This window comes from Streptomyces sp. NPDC044063 (assembly GCF_056434285.1).
Map to the genome: position 1 here is coordinate 1 of NZ_JBWKFM010000001.1, position 14,147 is coordinate 14,147.

The 14,147-nt window shown below is 72.3% G+C and carries 15 protein-coding genes; 7 read left to right on the forward strand and 8 right to left on the reverse strand.

Going from position 1 to position 14,147, the window contains the following annotated elements:
• Positions 1-197: 197 nt before the first annotated feature.
• Positions 198-764: a hypothetical protein gene (locus AC07BS_RS00005; protein ID WP_478639256.1), complete on the forward strand. Its 567-nt coding sequence runs from the start codon at positions 198-200 to the stop codon at positions 762-764.
• A gap of 35 nt (positions 765-799) precedes the next feature.
• Here the strand turns inward: AC07BS_RS00005 and AC07BS_RS00010 are convergent, their stop codons facing one another.
• Positions 800-1,648, reverse strand: coding sequence for a LysR family transcriptional regulator (locus tag AC07BS_RS00010; protein WP_478639254.1), 849 nt, complete (start codon positions 1,646-1,648; stop codon positions 800-802).
• 82 nt (positions 1,649-1,730) lie between these two features.
• On the opposite strand from AC07BS_RS00010, the gene AC07BS_RS00015 reads away from it, so the two are divergent.
• A complete protein-coding gene (locus AC07BS_RS00015; protein ID WP_478928909.1) occupies positions 1,731-2,642 on the forward strand; it encodes an MBL fold metallo-hydrolase in 912 nt (303 codons plus the stop codon).
• A gap of 22 nt (positions 2,643-2,664) precedes the next feature.
• Here the strand turns inward: AC07BS_RS00015 and AC07BS_RS00020 are convergent, their stop codons facing one another.
• Positions 2,665-3,297: a TetR/AcrR family transcriptional regulator gene (locus tag AC07BS_RS00020; RefSeq protein WP_478639252.1), complete on the reverse strand. Its 633-nt coding sequence runs from the start codon at positions 3,295-3,297 to the stop codon at positions 2,665-2,667.
• 119 nt (positions 3,298-3,416) lie between these two features.
• On the opposite strand from AC07BS_RS00020, the gene AC07BS_RS00025 reads away from it, so the two are divergent.
• Together AC07BS_RS00025 and AC07BS_RS00030 are read left to right on the forward strand one after the other, a co-directional pair.
• Positions 3,417-4,280, forward strand: coding sequence for an NmrA family NAD(P)-binding protein (locus tag AC07BS_RS00025; RefSeq protein WP_478930027.1), 864 nt, complete (start codon positions 3,417-3,419; stop codon positions 4,278-4,280).
• 20 nt (positions 4,281-4,300) lie between these two features.
• Positions 4,301-4,870, forward strand: coding sequence for an NADPH-dependent FMN reductase (locus AC07BS_RS00030; RefSeq protein WP_478928911.1), 570 nt, complete (start codon positions 4,301-4,303; stop codon positions 4,868-4,870).
• Here AC07BS_RS00030 and AC07BS_RS00035 read toward each other — a convergent pair.
• Both AC07BS_RS00035 and AC07BS_RS00040 read right to left on the reverse strand, forming a co-directional pair.
• A complete protein-coding gene (locus AC07BS_RS00035) occupies positions 4,803-5,294 on the reverse strand; it encodes a hypothetical protein (protein WP_478928913.1) in 492 nt (163 codons plus the stop codon). The two genes, AC07BS_RS00030 and AC07BS_RS00035, sit on opposite strands and share 68 nt — an antisense overlap.
• A gap of 185 nt (positions 5,295-5,479) precedes the next feature.
• Positions 5,480-7,885: an NACHT domain-containing protein gene (locus tag AC07BS_RS00040; RefSeq protein WP_478928915.1), complete on the reverse strand. Its 2,406-nt coding sequence runs from the start codon at positions 7,883-7,885 to the stop codon at positions 5,480-5,482.
• 197 nt (positions 7,886-8,082) lie between these two features.
• On the opposite strand from AC07BS_RS00040, the gene AC07BS_RS00045 reads away from it, so the two are divergent.
• Together AC07BS_RS00045 and AC07BS_RS00050 are read left to right on the forward strand one after the other, a co-directional pair.
• Positions 8,083-8,265: a hypothetical protein gene (locus AC07BS_RS00045; protein WP_478639244.1), complete on the forward strand. Its 183-nt coding sequence runs from the start codon at positions 8,083-8,085 to the stop codon at positions 8,263-8,265.
• Between the two features lie 192 nt (positions 8,266-8,457).
• Entirely contained in the window at positions 8,458-9,165 is a 708-nt protein-coding gene (locus AC07BS_RS00050; protein ID WP_478639243.1) for a M24 family metallopeptidase, read from the forward strand.
• A gap of 78 nt (positions 9,166-9,243) precedes the next feature.
• Here AC07BS_RS00050 and AC07BS_RS00055 read toward each other — a convergent pair whose 3' ends face one another.
• Entirely contained in the window at positions 9,244-10,233 is a 990-nt protein-coding gene (locus tag AC07BS_RS00055; protein ID WP_478639240.1) for a PI-PLC domain-containing protein, read from the reverse strand.
• Positions 10,234-10,654: 421 nt separating this feature from the next.
• Complete coding sequence (locus tag AC07BS_RS00060) at positions 10,655-11,236, reverse strand: TetR/AcrR family transcriptional regulator (protein WP_478639238.1); 582 nt, start codon at positions 11,234-11,236, stop codon at positions 10,655-10,657.
• A gap of 71 nt (positions 11,237-11,307) precedes the next feature.
• On the opposite strand from AC07BS_RS00060, the gene AC07BS_RS00065 reads away from it, so the two are divergent.
• Positions 11,308-11,892 (forward strand): HXXEE domain-containing protein, encoded by a 585-nt coding sequence (locus AC07BS_RS00065; protein ID WP_478639237.1) that lies wholly within the window; start codon positions 11,308-11,310, stop codon positions 11,890-11,892.
• Between the two features lie 51 nt (positions 11,893-11,943).
• Here the strand turns inward: AC07BS_RS00065 and AC07BS_RS00070 are convergent, their stop codons facing one another.
• A complete protein-coding gene (locus AC07BS_RS00070) occupies positions 11,944-13,296 on the reverse strand; it encodes a PP2C family protein-serine/threonine phosphatase (protein WP_478639430.1) in 1,353 nt (450 codons plus the stop codon).
• Between the two features lie 140 nt (positions 13,297-13,436).
• Positions 13,437-14,039 carry an isochorismatase family protein gene (locus tag AC07BS_RS00075; RefSeq protein ID WP_478928917.1) on the reverse strand — a complete coding sequence of 201 codons (603 nt, stop codon included), beginning with the start codon at positions 14,037-14,039 and terminating at the stop codon, positions 13,437-13,439.
• Positions 14,040-14,147: the final 108 nt, after the last annotated feature.

A 14,147-nucleotide genomic window follows, 5' to 3' on the forward strand; every position in this document is an offset into this window, starting at 1 on the left:
CCGGGAACGCCCTGCGACCCCCCGGAAATTACCCTCCAAGATTCACATCCCCCTCGCCCCCCCCACCCCCCCCCCGGGGAGGGGGGGGGGGGGCCCCCCCCCCCCCCCCCCCCCCCCCCCACCGCGCACCACCCCGTGCCCCGGAAGGTCGGGGGCGGCGCTTCTCCGCTCCCGCACCGGATTTCTAGACTGCTGGCATGGTTTCGGGGGGCTGGGGATGGTTCACGACCGTCGTGTCGATCCTGATCGGTCAGGGCACGGTCGTGACGATGGGGTTCATCAACAACCGCTCCCAGAGCAGGCGGGAGGCGCAGGCCAGGACCGCCGACCGGTACAAGGTGGTCGCGGAGCGCCGTGAGACGTTCGAGCTGGCCCAGCTCGTCGAGGTGAACACCCTGCTGCGCAACGCCATGACGGCCCTCCACGCGTTCGGGTCGGCCCGGAGGCACTACCGGGCGCGTCTGCGGGAGGACCCGGCGGCGGCGCCGGACGCCTACCGCCAGCCGATGCTGGACGCGTCCGCCGAGGCGGACAGCGCTCTCGACGCCCTGCGGTCCCAGATCGGTTTCATCCTGGCGGACGACGTCCGGGCGCTGGCCGACACCGCGGAGAAGGCCCTGACGATGGCCGCGGCGAGCGTCATGCTCGACGAGTCGGTCGACACCACCGCCCTGGGCGCCCGGGCCAACGCCGCCTACGAAGCCCTGTCCAGCCGGCTCCGGGACATCTACGCGACCCGGGAATCGGCGATGCCGGCCGTCTGACGAGCGTGGCCGGCTCGTGCCGGTTCCTCAACTCCTCAACGGTACGCGGCCGTCGCGATCCGGACGAACGACCGGACCAGCGGGTTCGTATCGTTCTCGTTGGCCGCGACCACCACCCGGCTCGGCGCCATGTCGGTCAGGGGCACCACGACCAGCTCCTCGGGCAGGTCGTGCCCGAGCGGGGTCATCCCGACCGTGCCGTTCCAGAGCACGGCCTGCACGCACTCCTGGACGGCGCGCACCACCGGACCCTCGCGGGACTCGCCGCCGTTCCAGTACGTCCGCCAGGCCGGGTCGGTGCCGTCCGGGAACCGGAACCAGTGCCGGTCGGCCAGGTCGGCCAGCTCCAGATGATCGCGGCGGGCCAGCGGATCGTCGGCGCGGAGCAGCGCGCCCACCGGGTCGGCCCGCAGCTCGTGCACCGTCAGGCCGCTCCCGTCGAACGGCGCGCGGGTCAGGGCGATGTCGACCAGGCCGGCGCGCAGACCGCAGGTCGGATCGGTCAGACCGGTCTCGCGGACGCGGACCTCGACGCCCGGGTGCCGCCTTCGGTACGCGGCGGCCAGCCGGAGGGCACCCCGGTCGGTGGCGCCGCCCAGGATGCCGACGGTGATGGTCGCTCCGCCCGCCGCCGCGGCCACGCGCTCGCGCACCCGGTCGGCCCGGCCGAGCAGGGTGCGCGCCTCGCCGAGCAGCGTCGCCCCGGCGGGGGTGAGCGTGACGCCGGCGGCGGACCGGACCAACAGGGCGGCACCGACCTCGGTCTCCAGCCGCTTGATCGCCCGGCTCAGCGGGGGCTGGCTCATGTGCAGCCGGGCGGCGGCCCGTCCGAAGTGGAGTTCCTCGGCGACGGCCACGAAATAGCGCAGCGTGCGTAGCTCCATGACCGGCGACGATACCCGTACGGCATCGACGTGACCCGGTCGGTCCTGGACGGCCGAGATGACGGGGCGCTGGAATCGGAGCATGACGGACGAACCGCTCCCCGATCCCGCCGTACAGGTTTCCGGTGCTCAGGAGATAGCCCCCGACCTGCTGGTCATCCCGAACCACCGGGTCCAGCTGGTCCCCAACATCGGCATCGTCGGCGGCGCGCGGGCCGTGCTCGTCGTCGAGACGGGCATGGGAACCTCCAACGCCGAACACGTCCTCGCCCTCGCGTCCGAGGTGGCGAAGGGCCGTCGGTTGTACCTGACCACGACGCACTTCCACCCCGAGCACGCCTTTGGCGCGCACGCGTTCGCCGGACGGGCCACGTATCTGGTCAACCGTGCCCAGGCGGACGACCTGAGGAGGAAGGGGCCGGGCTGTCTGGAGATGTTCCGGGGTCTCGGCGGACCGGTCGCCGACCGGCTCGACGGGGTCCGGCCGCCCACCCTCGATGTGGTCTACGACGGCGGGTACGACCTGGACCTCGGCGGCCGCACGGTACGGCTGCGGCCCACCGGCCGGGGTCACACCACGGGCGACCAGGTGGTCGAGGTGCCGGACGCCGGCGTGCTGTTCACCGGAGACCTCGCGGAGGCCGGGCAGTTCGCCATCTTCCCCTGGTTCCCGCCGCACGACACGGACGTCTCCGGCGTGCGCTGGCTGGCCGTCATGGAACGGCTGGCGGCCACCGGCCCCCGGGTGGTGGTGCCCGGTCACGGCGACCTCGGCGGTCCGCGGCTGCTCGCCGACGTCCGTGACTACCTGCGCGAGCTGCGCGACGAGACCTGGCGGCGGCGGGACTCGGCGACGGGTGGGCGCGAGATCGTCGACGAGGTCCGGGCACTGCTGATCGAGCGGCATCCGGAGTGGGCCGGGCGCGAGTGGATCGAGCGGGGTGTCGCGTGCCTGTGCTCCGAACACGCCGAACACGCCGGGCACGCCGCATGACTCCGCCGCGCCCGGGCCGCTGTCAGCGCTCCGCGGCCCGTCCCGGCGGGCCCGGTCGCGTGGGCGTGCCGAGGACCGAGGCGGTGAAGTCCGCCAGCCGCTCCCGGAGCGCCTCGCGGGGCACGGCCTTCTCGCCGGCCAGGTAGCCGATCAGATCGGCCCGGGTGGCGGCGAGCAGCGCGTGGGCGGTGAAGTCGGCGGAGCCGGAGCCGGAGCCGGTCCGCTCCGGGATCCGCTCCAGCAGGTCCCGCAACAGCGTGTGCCAGCGTTCGTAGTGGTCGGTTCGGTAGGGGCTGTCGGCGCCGGTCCCCTCCAGGGCCAGCGCGAGGTGGCGGTTGTCGAGCTTGAAGCACAGGAGGGCGTCGAGCAGGGCCGGTACGCGTACCAGCGGCGGTGTGCCGGGGCCCAGCGGCGGCGGTCCCGCTTCGACGGCCTTCTCGAGCGGTTCGAGCCGCGCCTCGTACAGCGCGCGGATCAGCGCGGTGCGATCCCCGAAGGCCCGGAAGAGTGTGCCCTTGCCGACGCCCGCCGCTGCCGCGATGTCGGCCATGGTGACGTCCTCGGGGCTGCGGCACTCGGTGAAGAGGGCGTCGGCGGCGGCGAAGACGGCCTCCCGGTTACGGGTCGCGTCCTTGCGTGGCTTGCGCTCGGGCACGGGTACCTCCTGTTTGCGATCCGGACCGGCGGTCCGTATCGTTCAATCAAGCGGACCGTCGGTCCGCATTGTATGGGACGGAGACCTCCATGCCCGAGAACACCCGGGAGCAGCGCCGGATGACCGCCACCGGCACCACCCTGGTCATCGGAGCCACCGGCACCACCGGCAGCCGCACCGCCGCAGGGCTGCTCTCCGCCGGCCACCGCGTCAAGGCCGCCGCCCGACGCCCCGCCGCGATCGCCGCCGCCATCCCCGGCGCGCTACCGGTCCGCTTCGACTGGTACGACCCCACGACCTTCACCGACGCCCTCGCCGGAGCGGACCGCGTCTATCTCGTCCCGCCGGTCGGTGATCCGGACCCGGCCGCGGTCGTGCTGCCCTTCCTCCACCGGGCCCGCGCCGCCGGCGTGCGCCGCGCCGTGCTCCTCAGCTCCTCGGCCGTCCCCTCCGGGGGACCGGCCGTGGGGGAGGTCCACCAGGCCCTGCCCGGTCTGTTCGACCAGTGGGCGGTGCTGCGGCCCTCCTGGTTCATGCAGAACTTCACCGGCACGCACCCCCACGCCCGGAGCATCCGCGAGCACGGCACGATCCTGACCGCGACCGGCAGCGGCCGGGTCGGATTCGTCGACGCCGACGACATCGCCGCCGTCGCCGTCCACGCCCTGACCGACGACCGTGCCCCGAACACCGACCTGGTCCTGACCGGACCGGAGACGCTCGGCCACGACGACATCGCCGCCGTCCTCACCGAGCTCACCGGTCGGCCCGTGGCCTACCGGCCCCTGACGTACGAACAGCTGCGGGACCGCCTGACCGCCTCCATGCCGGAGGAGTTCGCCGCGATGCTCGCCGGACTGGACCTCGCCATCGCCGAGGGGGCCGAGGACCGGATCACCGACACCGTCCAGCGCCTCACCGGGCGACCGCCGCACGACTTCCGGACCGTCGCCCAACGGGAGCTGACCCGGGCCGCGCGGTGACGGGGCGATAGGTTGAGCGGATGTCTACGCCGCCGACGATCCTGCTGCTCTCCGGAAGCCTGAGGGCCGGCTCCTCCAACGAGTCCGTGCTGCGCACCGCCCAGGCCATCGCTCCCGCCACCCATGTGCGCACCGTCCTCTACGACGGCCTGGCCGCGCTCCCGCACTTCAACCCCGACGACGACACCGACCCGCTGCCGGCCGCGGTGGCCGGGCTGCGCGCCGCGATCGCCGGGGCGGCCGCCGTCCTGGTATGCACCCCGGAGTACGCGGGCACGCTGCCGGGGTCGTTCAAGAACCTGCTGGACTGGACGGTCGGCGGCACCGAGATCTGCGACAAGCCCGTGGCCTGGGTCAACGCGGCCGCACCCGGCCGGGGCCAGGGCGCGGAGGCCACACTCCGCACGGTGCTGGGCTATACGGGCGCCGCCATCGTGGAGCAGGCCTGCACCCGCATCCCCGTGGACCGTGGGACGGTCGGCGAGGACGGCGTCATCACCGACGAAGCGGTGCGGGAGCGGCTCAGCACGGTGCTCGCACTGCTGGCGGAGCCCCACGGGCGGGTCCCGGAGGCCGGCGGCGCGGTGTGAGGTCGAGCAGCGCCCACAGGGTGCGGCCGTCGGACGTGGTGTCGGCGCCGCAGCTGTTCACGCCGTCGTGCGCGGCGAGGTCACGGAGCACGGCCTGATCGGCCCGGCCGGCGGGGGCGGGGCTCCGTTGATGGCTGAGGAACACCAGGAGCAGCCGGCCTTCCTGGGGGGCCATGTGGAGGCTGACGCGGCACGTTCCCCCGGCGGCGGCCTGCCGGGCGAGGAAGGCTACGGTGTCGCCCATCGCCGCCTCGTCGACGGTGTGGCCCCACTCCCGGAGCTGTGCGAGAACGCGGCGCCGGGTGGCGTCCGGCGTCCACCGGCCGGTGTCGAGCGGCCAGTTGACGCCGCGCCGGTTGGCCATCATCGGCCGGCCCCGGACCGCCCGGAGCGGGGTCCCGGCAAGAGCCGGGGAGGTGTCCATCGGCCGTTCGTCCGGGGTGATGGGGCGTTTCGGCGGCGGTGGGGTCCTCGGCGGGTACGAGGGCGGAACCCTCGGTCCGGGGCACTCGGCCGCCGGCGGCTCTGACGTCACGGGGTCTCCCCGGTCGGGTGTCGTTGGCGCGGCAGCACAGTACCGCCATCGCGAGGGGCTTCGGCGACCGGATCTCACGGGGCCTTCTCCCCGACGATCCGTACGAACGCCGACCGCACCCGGGCCGCCTCCCGTCGTACGGCTTCGTCGAGGGTGGGGTCGTGGGCCACGTAGTCGAGTTTGTTCATGGTGTCGCGGCGGCTGCGCCGGCGCATCTCGTCGAGCTCGGACTGGGTGGGTGGCACCATGGCGACGAAGTCGATCTGCTGCAACCTCGGGGGTGTGTGCCACTGGTCGAGGGTGTCGAGCCGCTCCGGGGCCTCGGCCATCGCGGCGAAGGCCTCGATGCCTCGCCGGTCACCGACGCGGGACAGCGTCTCGGCGGCGAGGACGCGTTGTTCGCCGGGGACCTTGCGCGTGCTGGACGCCACGCGGGCGAGGGTGGCGACGGCGGCTTCGGCGGTGCCGGAGGGGATGTGGGTGCCGAGGGTCTTCTGCACGGCGATGAAGGTGCCGCCTTCCACACCGCCCTTCCTGGCCACGCGGAGGAGCTTGCGGTCCAGGCGGGTGTCGTGTTCCTTGACGAGGTCGAGGACGAAGCCGGCGAACGACATGTCGGCGCGGGTCAGATTCCGGTTGACGCCGAGGCCGAGCACATGGCGCGTGGAGATCTTCACGATCGACATGCTCCAGACGGACCGGCTGAACGGCCACGTCGGAGGCCTGACCCAGCGGCTGGTCACGAAGTACCGGACCGCGGCCCTGCGGTCGCGCGCCGTCTCGGTGGCCCAGCGGGCGGCGTGGTACTCCATGAACGTCCGGTGCGGGAAGACGATCTTGGTGCCCTGGACGACCAGCAGGCCGGTGGCCACCAGGAGATCGGTGAGGAACCGGTTCCACTCGGCGGGTTTCACACGGGCGGGAGGACGGCCGTGCTCGTGCTCGGCGATGGCCTTGGCGAGCGTGGCGGATCGGCCGGACAACCAATGGAGGGCGAGGTGGCCGATGAGCCGCGGCAGATCGTCGCGTGCCTTCTCCGCCGCCGCGGTGACGGCCCGCTGATCGGGCACGTGCTGGAAGGGGAGCGTCAGGGCCTCGATGGCGCGTCGGTGCGTCTCCTTGACCTGCTTGTGGGTGTTGAATTCGTAGAGCTGATCGACGAAGGACCGGTAGACGGCGGCACGGCCCTCGGGGAACGGCTCGTCCGGATCGTCCCTGTAGAGCCGGCACAGCATGGCGGCGATGAGCGGGGTACGGGCCAGGTCCCGCAGCCCCGCGTCGGCGAGCAGGGCCTCGAACCGCGCGGTGTGCCGGTCCGGGTCGTCGGGCCCGGCCATTCCGGCGAGGCGGGCCCGCACATAACCACGCAGGTCCTCGGCGGTGAAGGGCAGCAGCTCGAAGCGGGCCGTGCGTGCCACCGAGGCGTCGAGTTCGTCCCGGGCCAGGGGACGGGTGGTGACGACGAAGTGGTACGGCCACTCGGCCGCCGCCTCGGCCAGGGTGCGCAGCAGCGCGGTGCGCGCGGCCGCGTGGGGGACCTCGTCGAGGCCGTCGACGAGGACGAGCCAGCCGCCGCCCTTGGGGAAGGGCTGCTTGCGGAAGAATTCCTCGGTCAGGGTGCCGGGCGACAGCTGTCGGGCGAGGGCCTCGCCGGCGGCCTTGGCCAGGGCATCGGGGAAGGTCGTCGCTCTGGTCCGTTCCGTGAGCTGGGAGGCGCGCACCAGGACCGGGACCATCCGGCCGGCTCGCCGGTTCCGGCGTTCCGACAGCTCGCCGGCCGCGCCGGTCACGTGGACGCGCAGCAGCGTCGATTTGCCGCACCCCGGGCCGCCGACGAGCAGACGGACAGGCTCCGGCGCCGTGAAGAGGGCTGCGGCGGAAGTCCGGTCCCCGGCTGCGGACGGTTCGGCATCGGGCCCGCCCCAGTCGGCCACCTGCTGGGGGACGTAGTCGTCGGCCAGTGACGTGTTCGACGGCGTGTCCGGGGTGCCGAGCAGCCCCGGGTAGGGGTGCTCCCCGGCGGCCTTCACGGCGGCGTGGAGGTACGGGAGGAGGAGCGGGTTGTGGCCGGGTGCCGGGGCGTTGCGGGTGTGCCGCCACAGGACGTGCCAGTAGTCGTAGTGGGCGGCGGCCTCTCCGGTCCCTCGTTTCTCGGGTGCCGTGTCCGTTGTTCCCTCCCACGGGCGTCGTGCTCTGCCCTCCGACGCGACCTCGGTCGTCGTCAGGTCGCCTCGTTCGACGAGCATCGCCCCCACCAGGGCCCACAGCTGGGCGAAGTTGGTCCCCGGCAGGCCCGAGAAGCGCTCGCTGACGCTGGAGTCGGCCAGTTGCCGCACGCCCCAGCCTTTGAGCAGCTTGTTGGCCGCGACCCTCGCCCCGCTCTGATCGAGCCTCGATGTGGCCAGCAACCGCCGGAGTTCGTCGCTCAGCAGTTGCTGTGCGGGGGCCGGTCCCGGCTCCGGCCTCGTTCCCTCTGTCACGGAGTCTCTCCCTCCGGCCGTCCACCGCTCCGGATTCTTCGTTTCACGCGCCCGTCCACGCGCCCGTGACCTGCGGCTTTGTTCCGCTTCGCCGAACACTTCACGACCGCGTGACGCCGCTCGGCGGTCCGGGTTCCATGGCTGTGAGCCCGGCCGCACCGGCCGGGAACAGGACCCTCGAGCAAGGGAGTCGACACATGCTCAGCACGGAATGGGCGCTGGTGGCCTGTCTGGCCGTCGTGGCCGTCACGGTGATCTCGGTCGCGTACATGACGCTGAAGGGCAGCGCCCCGCGTGAGCGCGCACACCTCCTGCGGGCGCTCTCCACGGTGATCCGCGCGCTGGCGGACGTGCTGCGGGCCCCGTGGAGCCGGACGTGACGGCGGTCGCTCTCCCATGGCCGGGAATGATGCCGCGCGACCGGCCGCGTCCACCGGGTTTCACGGAAACTTGACCCGCTATTCCCTCGTGCCCGCGGGGAACGGTGTGGTGATCGACACGCAGATTCGCGACCGGGTGGGTGGCTAAGCTGGCGAATGCATGGCCGATGCAGAGAAATGGGGGAGACGAACATGGCAGCAAAGCCGCCCGCGCACGACGAGGCCCACCGCGTCAGGGGCCTGGAGGCCGCGCAGGAGAAGGCGATCGCGCTGTTCGCCGAGGTCGAGGCGCGCGGGCTGGTGACCCCCGGTGTGGGGGAGCGGGAGGTGAGCGACCGCATCCGGGACCTGGCGAACGAGATGTTCGGCACCACCAAGCACTGGCACAAGCGCATCGTCCGCTCCGGCCCCAACACCCTCGCCCCGTACCAGGAGAACCCGCCGGACCGCATCATCGGCGAACAGGACATCGCCTTCGCCGACTTCGGCCCGATCTTCGAGGAGTACGAGGCGGACTTCGGCCGCACGTACGTCTTCGGCGACGACCCGGAGAAGCACCGGCTCGTCCGCGACCTCCCCCGCATCTTCGCCGCCGGGCGCGCCGCGTTCGAGGCCGACCCGGAGATCACGGGCAAGCAGCTGTACGCCGAGGTCGAGCGTCTGGCCGCCGAGGCCGGCTGGAGCATCGGCATCTGGCACGCGGGCCACCTCGTCGGCGAGTTCCCGCACGAGACCAACGAGGGCGCGAAGGCCCACTCCTACATCACGCCCGACAACGACAGCCCGCTGCGCCGCACCGACCGCTCGGGCCGGGTCTGCCACTGGATCCTGGAGCTGCACCTCGTCGACGAGCAGCGCCGCTTCGGCGGCTTCTACGAGCAGCTCCTCGACCTGGCCTGAGCGCCGGAGGAGTGGGGGAACGCCACATTTTTCCGGGAAGGGTCGTCGGCCGGGATCCCGACCGACGACCCGAGTGGCCTACCTGAACAGGCGGTCACCGCTGTTGGCCATGCGGTGGGTGCCGCTGTGGCGGTTCACCCAGTCACGGACGAGGTTGATGGCGTTGGCGCACTGCCAGCTGTTGTCGTACTCGCGTACGCCGGTGAAGGCGCCGTAGCCCGCGATGATGCCGTCCACGCGCGCGTCGCCCAGCAGTTTGTCGACGTACCACGGGTCGTTGTAGGTGGTCGTCCAGGACAGCGTGGCCGCCAGCTGCCCGGCGGCACGGTCCGCGGCACCCTTCTTCAGTTCCGCGCACGTGTTGTAAGTGGCCTCGGTGCAGTTGCCGAACCCCTTGGTGATGTCGCTGTCGCCGTAGTCCATCGCCCGGCGACCGTTCGGGAATCCGGAACCGGACCGGTTGAAGGCGTTCCGGACCTGATCGCGGGTCCCGGTCGTCGTGATGCCCTCCAGCGGGCCGAGCTTGCCCTCCAGGCTCTTCCAGCCCCTGCCGCCGACGTCCGGGGTGTTGCCGCCGTGGTACTCGTAGAAGCCGTAGAGCACCTGGATTCCGGCGGACGTCAGCCGCTGCGCCTTGTCACGCAGCCCGGCGACGCTGCACGCGCGGTTCGGTGCTTCTCCGCAGTAGTTCGGGTCCTTGATGTCCAGCCAGACCAACGCCAGCCGGCGCCCTGCCTTGGCGTTGGAGAGAATACGGTCGATCATGCCGTCGAAGCTGGGGCCGTAGCGGTTGTCACCGGCCGAGGAACAGTCGTGATAGGCGCGCCATTCGTTCGGGTTCCACCAGGCACAGACGTCGATCTCGATGGCGTTCGCGCCGTGGTTGAGCGCGGCGTCCACGCCGTCCAGGGTGTCCACCCGGTGCGCGATGGCGTAGATCGCGTGACGCTGATCGGCTGCCGTCGCCGGGGTCGTGCCGAGCGCGGTGACACCGATGATCCCGCACAGTGCCGCCAGCAGCGCCAGGACCCTCCGCGGGCCAGCGCCATGTCGAAGGTGAGTGGTCAAGAAAGGTACTCCTTCATACGTAAGTCGGTGGTATCGCGGTACTCCCGGATCGTGGAAGGTCTGCCAACACACGGAATGCTTCCGCCACATGAGGTATGTACCAAGGGCATTCCTGGCCAGTTGTATACCGCACGGGTTTCATTCGCGAGGGCCGTTGCCCGCGCGGCGCACCAATCCGGCACCGGCGGGCAGGGCGACGACACCCAGGCCGCCGTCGCGCGCCTGCCCGTTACCGGCCCCGGGTGCTATTGCTGAAGAGACCAGGAAGAGGTGCGGAAGAATGATCCTTCTCGATCTGCAGGTCATGGACGTCGCGTACCGGGCGTACGACGCGCTGAGGGAGCAGTTCGAAGCCTCCACGGAACCCAGCGACCTGAGCTTGCTCTTGTGTCATGACTGACGGGGGCCCGATGCCCGATGTTCATCGGGCCGTCGGGGGCAGTACCGCGTCCACCAATGACTCCACGACCCCCTTCTCGACCGGCAGTTGCCGCAGCAGGATCCGCATCCACACGGCCCCCGCGACGAGGTCGACGAGCAGCATCGGGTCCGTGCCGGCGGGGAGCTCGCCGCGGGCGACGGCGCGTTCGAACAGCGGTCGCTCGCGGTCGAGACGGTCGGCGAAGAAGTCCCGTGCGACGAGGCCCAGCTCGCCCCGGCCGTCACCGCTGAGCATGGCGCGGGCGACCGCGCCGGTGCGCTTCCCGCCGACCAGGCGCACCATCTGCTCGGCCAGGGCGACGAGGTCGCCGCGCAGGCTGCCGGTGTCGGGGATCTCCACGTCGAGCACCCGCGAGTGGAGCAGTGCCGCGCGGAGCAGCGGTGCCTTGGACGGCCACCACCGGTAGATCGTCGTCTTGTTGACCCCGGCCCGCTCGGCGACGGCCTCGACGGTCAGCCCGTGGTAGCCGCGCTCGGTGAGCAGCTCCAGGGTCGCCTCGTGGATGCGTTCGGCGGCTCGCGGTCCACGGGCCGCCGCTCCTCGCTTCTGATGGTTGCTCATGACGCCTTCTCCCATGAGACTGAGTCTAGAACGCAACGCAACGTTGCGTTGCATTTCTCGGAGGAGGGCTCATGGTTCGCGCACCACGCAGGAGGCCGCCGGGCTCGGCGGCGACGACGGCGACGGCCGTCGGCGAAGACGCTGTACCCGCGGCCGTCTACTGGGGTTTGCTGGCCGCCTGGGCGGCCAACGACCTCGAGGAGATCCTCACCATGGCCCCGTGGTCCCGCGCCGCCGTCCCGCGTCTGAAGGCCCGTTTCCCTCGCGTCCCGGACAGGGTCTGGTCCCGGATGGAGGTCACCCAGCCCCACGTGAACACGGCGATCGGGCTGATGGCCCTGCTGGTCGCGGCGGCCGCCGCGGACGGCGCCCGCACCCGGGGCCGGAGCCCCTTCTTCCGTACGGCCCTCACCGGCTTCGGCCTCCACGGCGTGGTGCACATGCTCCAGTCCGGTGCCTACCGGGGCTACACGCCCGGTGTCGCGACGTCCCCGACCGTCGTCATCCCCTACAGCGTCTGGGCCCTGACCCGCCTGCGTCGCGCGGGCCTGCCGGCCGCGTCCCCGGTCCTGGGACTCGCCCTGCTCCCCGCGGCGACGGGCGTGGTGCACACCATGGCCCGACGGCTCACCTCTCCAGGGCCGGCGGCACGCTGACGCCCGCCGCGCGTACGCACCCCGTGACGGCCGTCCGCGGCCTGTGCGACGTCAGGCGTCCCGCGGTGGGTGGTCCGGAGCGCGTACGGCGAGGATCGCCAGGTCGTCGTGGCCGTCGCTGGGACGCTTGTCGGCCAGTACGTGGCACAGCTGGTCGACCGGGAGCCCGGCGTGGGCCGCGGCGAGGGCGGCGAGCGCGTCCATGCCGGTGTCGAGGGAGTGCCGGGGGTGCTCGACCAGCCCGTCCGTACAGAGGATCACCGTGCTCCCCGGTGACAGCGGATGGACATGGTCGGGACGGGGCTGGGCCGCGTCGACGCCGAGCGGCAGGCCGGGTTCACCGTGCACGAACCGTGCGCGGCCGTCCGGGGCGACGACGAGGGGCGGCAGATGCCCGGCGGTCGACCAGTGGAGGGACCACCCGCCGGGAGCGGGCTCGATGCGGGCGAGGCACACCGTCGTGACCGGCGGCGACTCGGCGATCGCCTGGAGGGTGTCGTCGAGGCGCGCGAGGACCGAACTGGGCGGGGCGCACCGGTCGTACAGCAGGGCCCGCAGCATGTTGCGGGTCTGCGCCATGGCCGCCGCGGCCTTCAGGTCGTGCCCCACCACGTCCCCGACGACCGCGGCGCAGGCGCCGTCGGGGAGCAGCAGCGTGTCGTACCAGTCGCCGCCGAGGTGGTGTCCGGGAGCGGTGGCGGGCTGGTAGACGGCGGCCGCGGTGAAGGGGGCCACGTCGGGCAGCCGGGGGAGGAGCAGCCGCTGGAACTGTTCGGCTCCGGAGCGCACCTGGTCGTACAGGCGGGCGTTCTCGATGGCGACGCCGGCGGCGCCGGCCAGGGCGACCACGACGGCCTCGTCCTGGTCGTCGAACGGTTTGCCGTCGCGGCGGTCGCACAGGTAGATGTTGCCGTAGACATGCCCGCGGACGCTGATGGCGACGCCGAGCAGGGTCCGCATCGGAGGGTGGCCCCCGGGGAAGCCCGCGGAGCCCGGGTGGTGCGGGAGGTCGTCGACCCGCAGCGGTTCGGGGTGTTCGATGAGGTGGCCGAGCAGGCCCCGGCCGTGCGGGAGCTCCACCCCGGCCAGGGCCTCCCGTTCCCGGTCGTCCAGCCCCAGCGGGACGAACTCCTCGAGTCCGGTGCCGTCCTCGTTGAGCACGCCCAGGGCGCCGTAGCGGGCGTCCACCAGCTCCATCGCGGCGGTCACGATGCGCCGGAGCACGACGGGCAGGTCCAGTTCGCGGCTGACGGCCAGGACCGCGTCCAGCAGCGCCCGCATCCGGCCCTGGGCGCGGCCGAGCTGCCGGACCTGTTCGGCGATGTCCTCCAGGTCCGCGTCCAGGGACGGTCCGGGCAGCCCGGGCCACGCGTCCTGTCGTCGCTCGTCCTCGCCCACCGGCACCGTCACCCTCGCTGCGCGCCACCGCCCGCGGCGGCCCTCGTCCGGGCCACGCTAGGGCATCGCGATCGAACACGGTGGTCGCGGCGCCACGCGGTCACCTTTCCGAGGGCTCTTCCGCCGATGTCCGGTCGGCCGCGTGCTCAGGACAGCAGGTCGTCGACGCGAGGGGCGACGGTCCCGAAGAGGTCGCCGATGGTCGTGAGCGCGGCGGCGTGGAGGGTGGCGGCGGGCATGGCCGTGCCGTCGGGGCCGGTCAGGGAGCGGGTGGCGGTGGCCTCGGCGACGACGGTGGGGCGGTAGCCGAGGTTGAAGGCGCCCTGCGCGGTGAAGGTGACGCACATATGGGTCATGAACCCGGCCAGCACCAGGTCGGGGCCCGCGCCCAGATCGCGTAGCGTCCGCTCCAGTTCGGTGGCGTGGAAGGCGTTGGGGAACTGCTTGACCACCACCGGTTCGCCGTCGGCGGGCGCGACGTCCCGGTGGAGGGAGCCGATGTCGGCGCGGATGTCGTACGGGGTGTCCGGGCCGCCGTCGTTGAGGACGTGGACGACGGGGGTGCCCAGCGCGCGGGCCGCCTCCAGCAGGCGCTTGCCCGCGAGCAGGGCCTCGCCGGCGCCCTCCAGGGCCATGACGCCGGTGTGGTAGGTGTTCTGGAAGTCGATCATGATCAGTGCGGTGTCGGCCAGCCGGGGGAGCTGGTCGCTCAGGCCGATCACATCACGCAGGGTCTTCGAAGCGGGCATGGGGAATTTCCTCTCGATAGGTATGAACGGGTGCGAATGGGGTGCGAATGGGGTGTGAAGTGACGTGCTGACACACGCCGATGGAGCCCGACGGGGCTCGAGGGCGCC

Excerpts from the sequence above, each read along its gene's own strand:
- AC07BS_RS00035 (WP_478928913.1), bottom strand. The coding sequence starts at position 5,294 with ATGGACACCTCCCCGGCTCTTGCCGGGACCCCGCTCCGGGCGGTCCGG.
- AC07BS_RS00015 (WP_478928909.1), top strand. The coding sequence starts at position 1,731 with ATGACGGACGAACCGCTCCCCGATCCCGCCGTACAGGTTTCCGGTGCT.
- AC07BS_RS00050 (WP_478639243.1), top strand. The coding sequence starts at position 8,458 with ATGGCAGCAAAGCCGCCCGCGCACGACGAGGCCCACCGCGTCAGGGGC.
- AC07BS_RS00045 (WP_478639244.1), top strand. The coding sequence starts at position 8,083 with ATGCTCAGCACGGAATGGGCGCTGGTGGCCTGTCTGGCCGTCGTGGCC.
- AC07BS_RS00065 (WP_478639237.1), top strand. The coding sequence starts at position 11,308 with ATGGTTCGCGCACCACGCAGGAGGCCGCCGGGCTCGGCGGCGACGACG.
- AC07BS_RS00025 (WP_478930027.1), top strand. The coding sequence starts at position 3,417 with ATGACCGCCACCGGCACCACCCTGGTCATCGGAGCCACCGGCACCACC.
- AC07BS_RS00005 (WP_478639256.1), top strand. The coding sequence starts at position 198 with ATGGTTTCGGGGGGCTGGGGATGGTTCACGACCGTCGTGTCGATCCTG.
- AC07BS_RS00010 (WP_478639254.1), bottom strand. The coding sequence starts at position 1,648 with ATGGAGCTACGCACGCTGCGCTATTTCGTGGCCGTCGCCGAGGAACTC.
- AC07BS_RS00030 (WP_478928911.1), top strand. The coding sequence starts at position 4,301 with ATGTCTACGCCGCCGACGATCCTGCTGCTCTCCGGAAGCCTGAGGGCC.
- AC07BS_RS00060 (WP_478639238.1), bottom strand. The coding sequence starts at position 11,236 with ATGAGCAACCATCAGAAGCGAGGAGCGGCGGCCCGTGGACCGCGAGCC.
- AC07BS_RS00075 (WP_478928917.1), bottom strand. The coding sequence starts at position 14,039 with ATGCCCGCTTCGAAGACCCTGCGTGATGTGATCGGCCTGAGCGACCAG.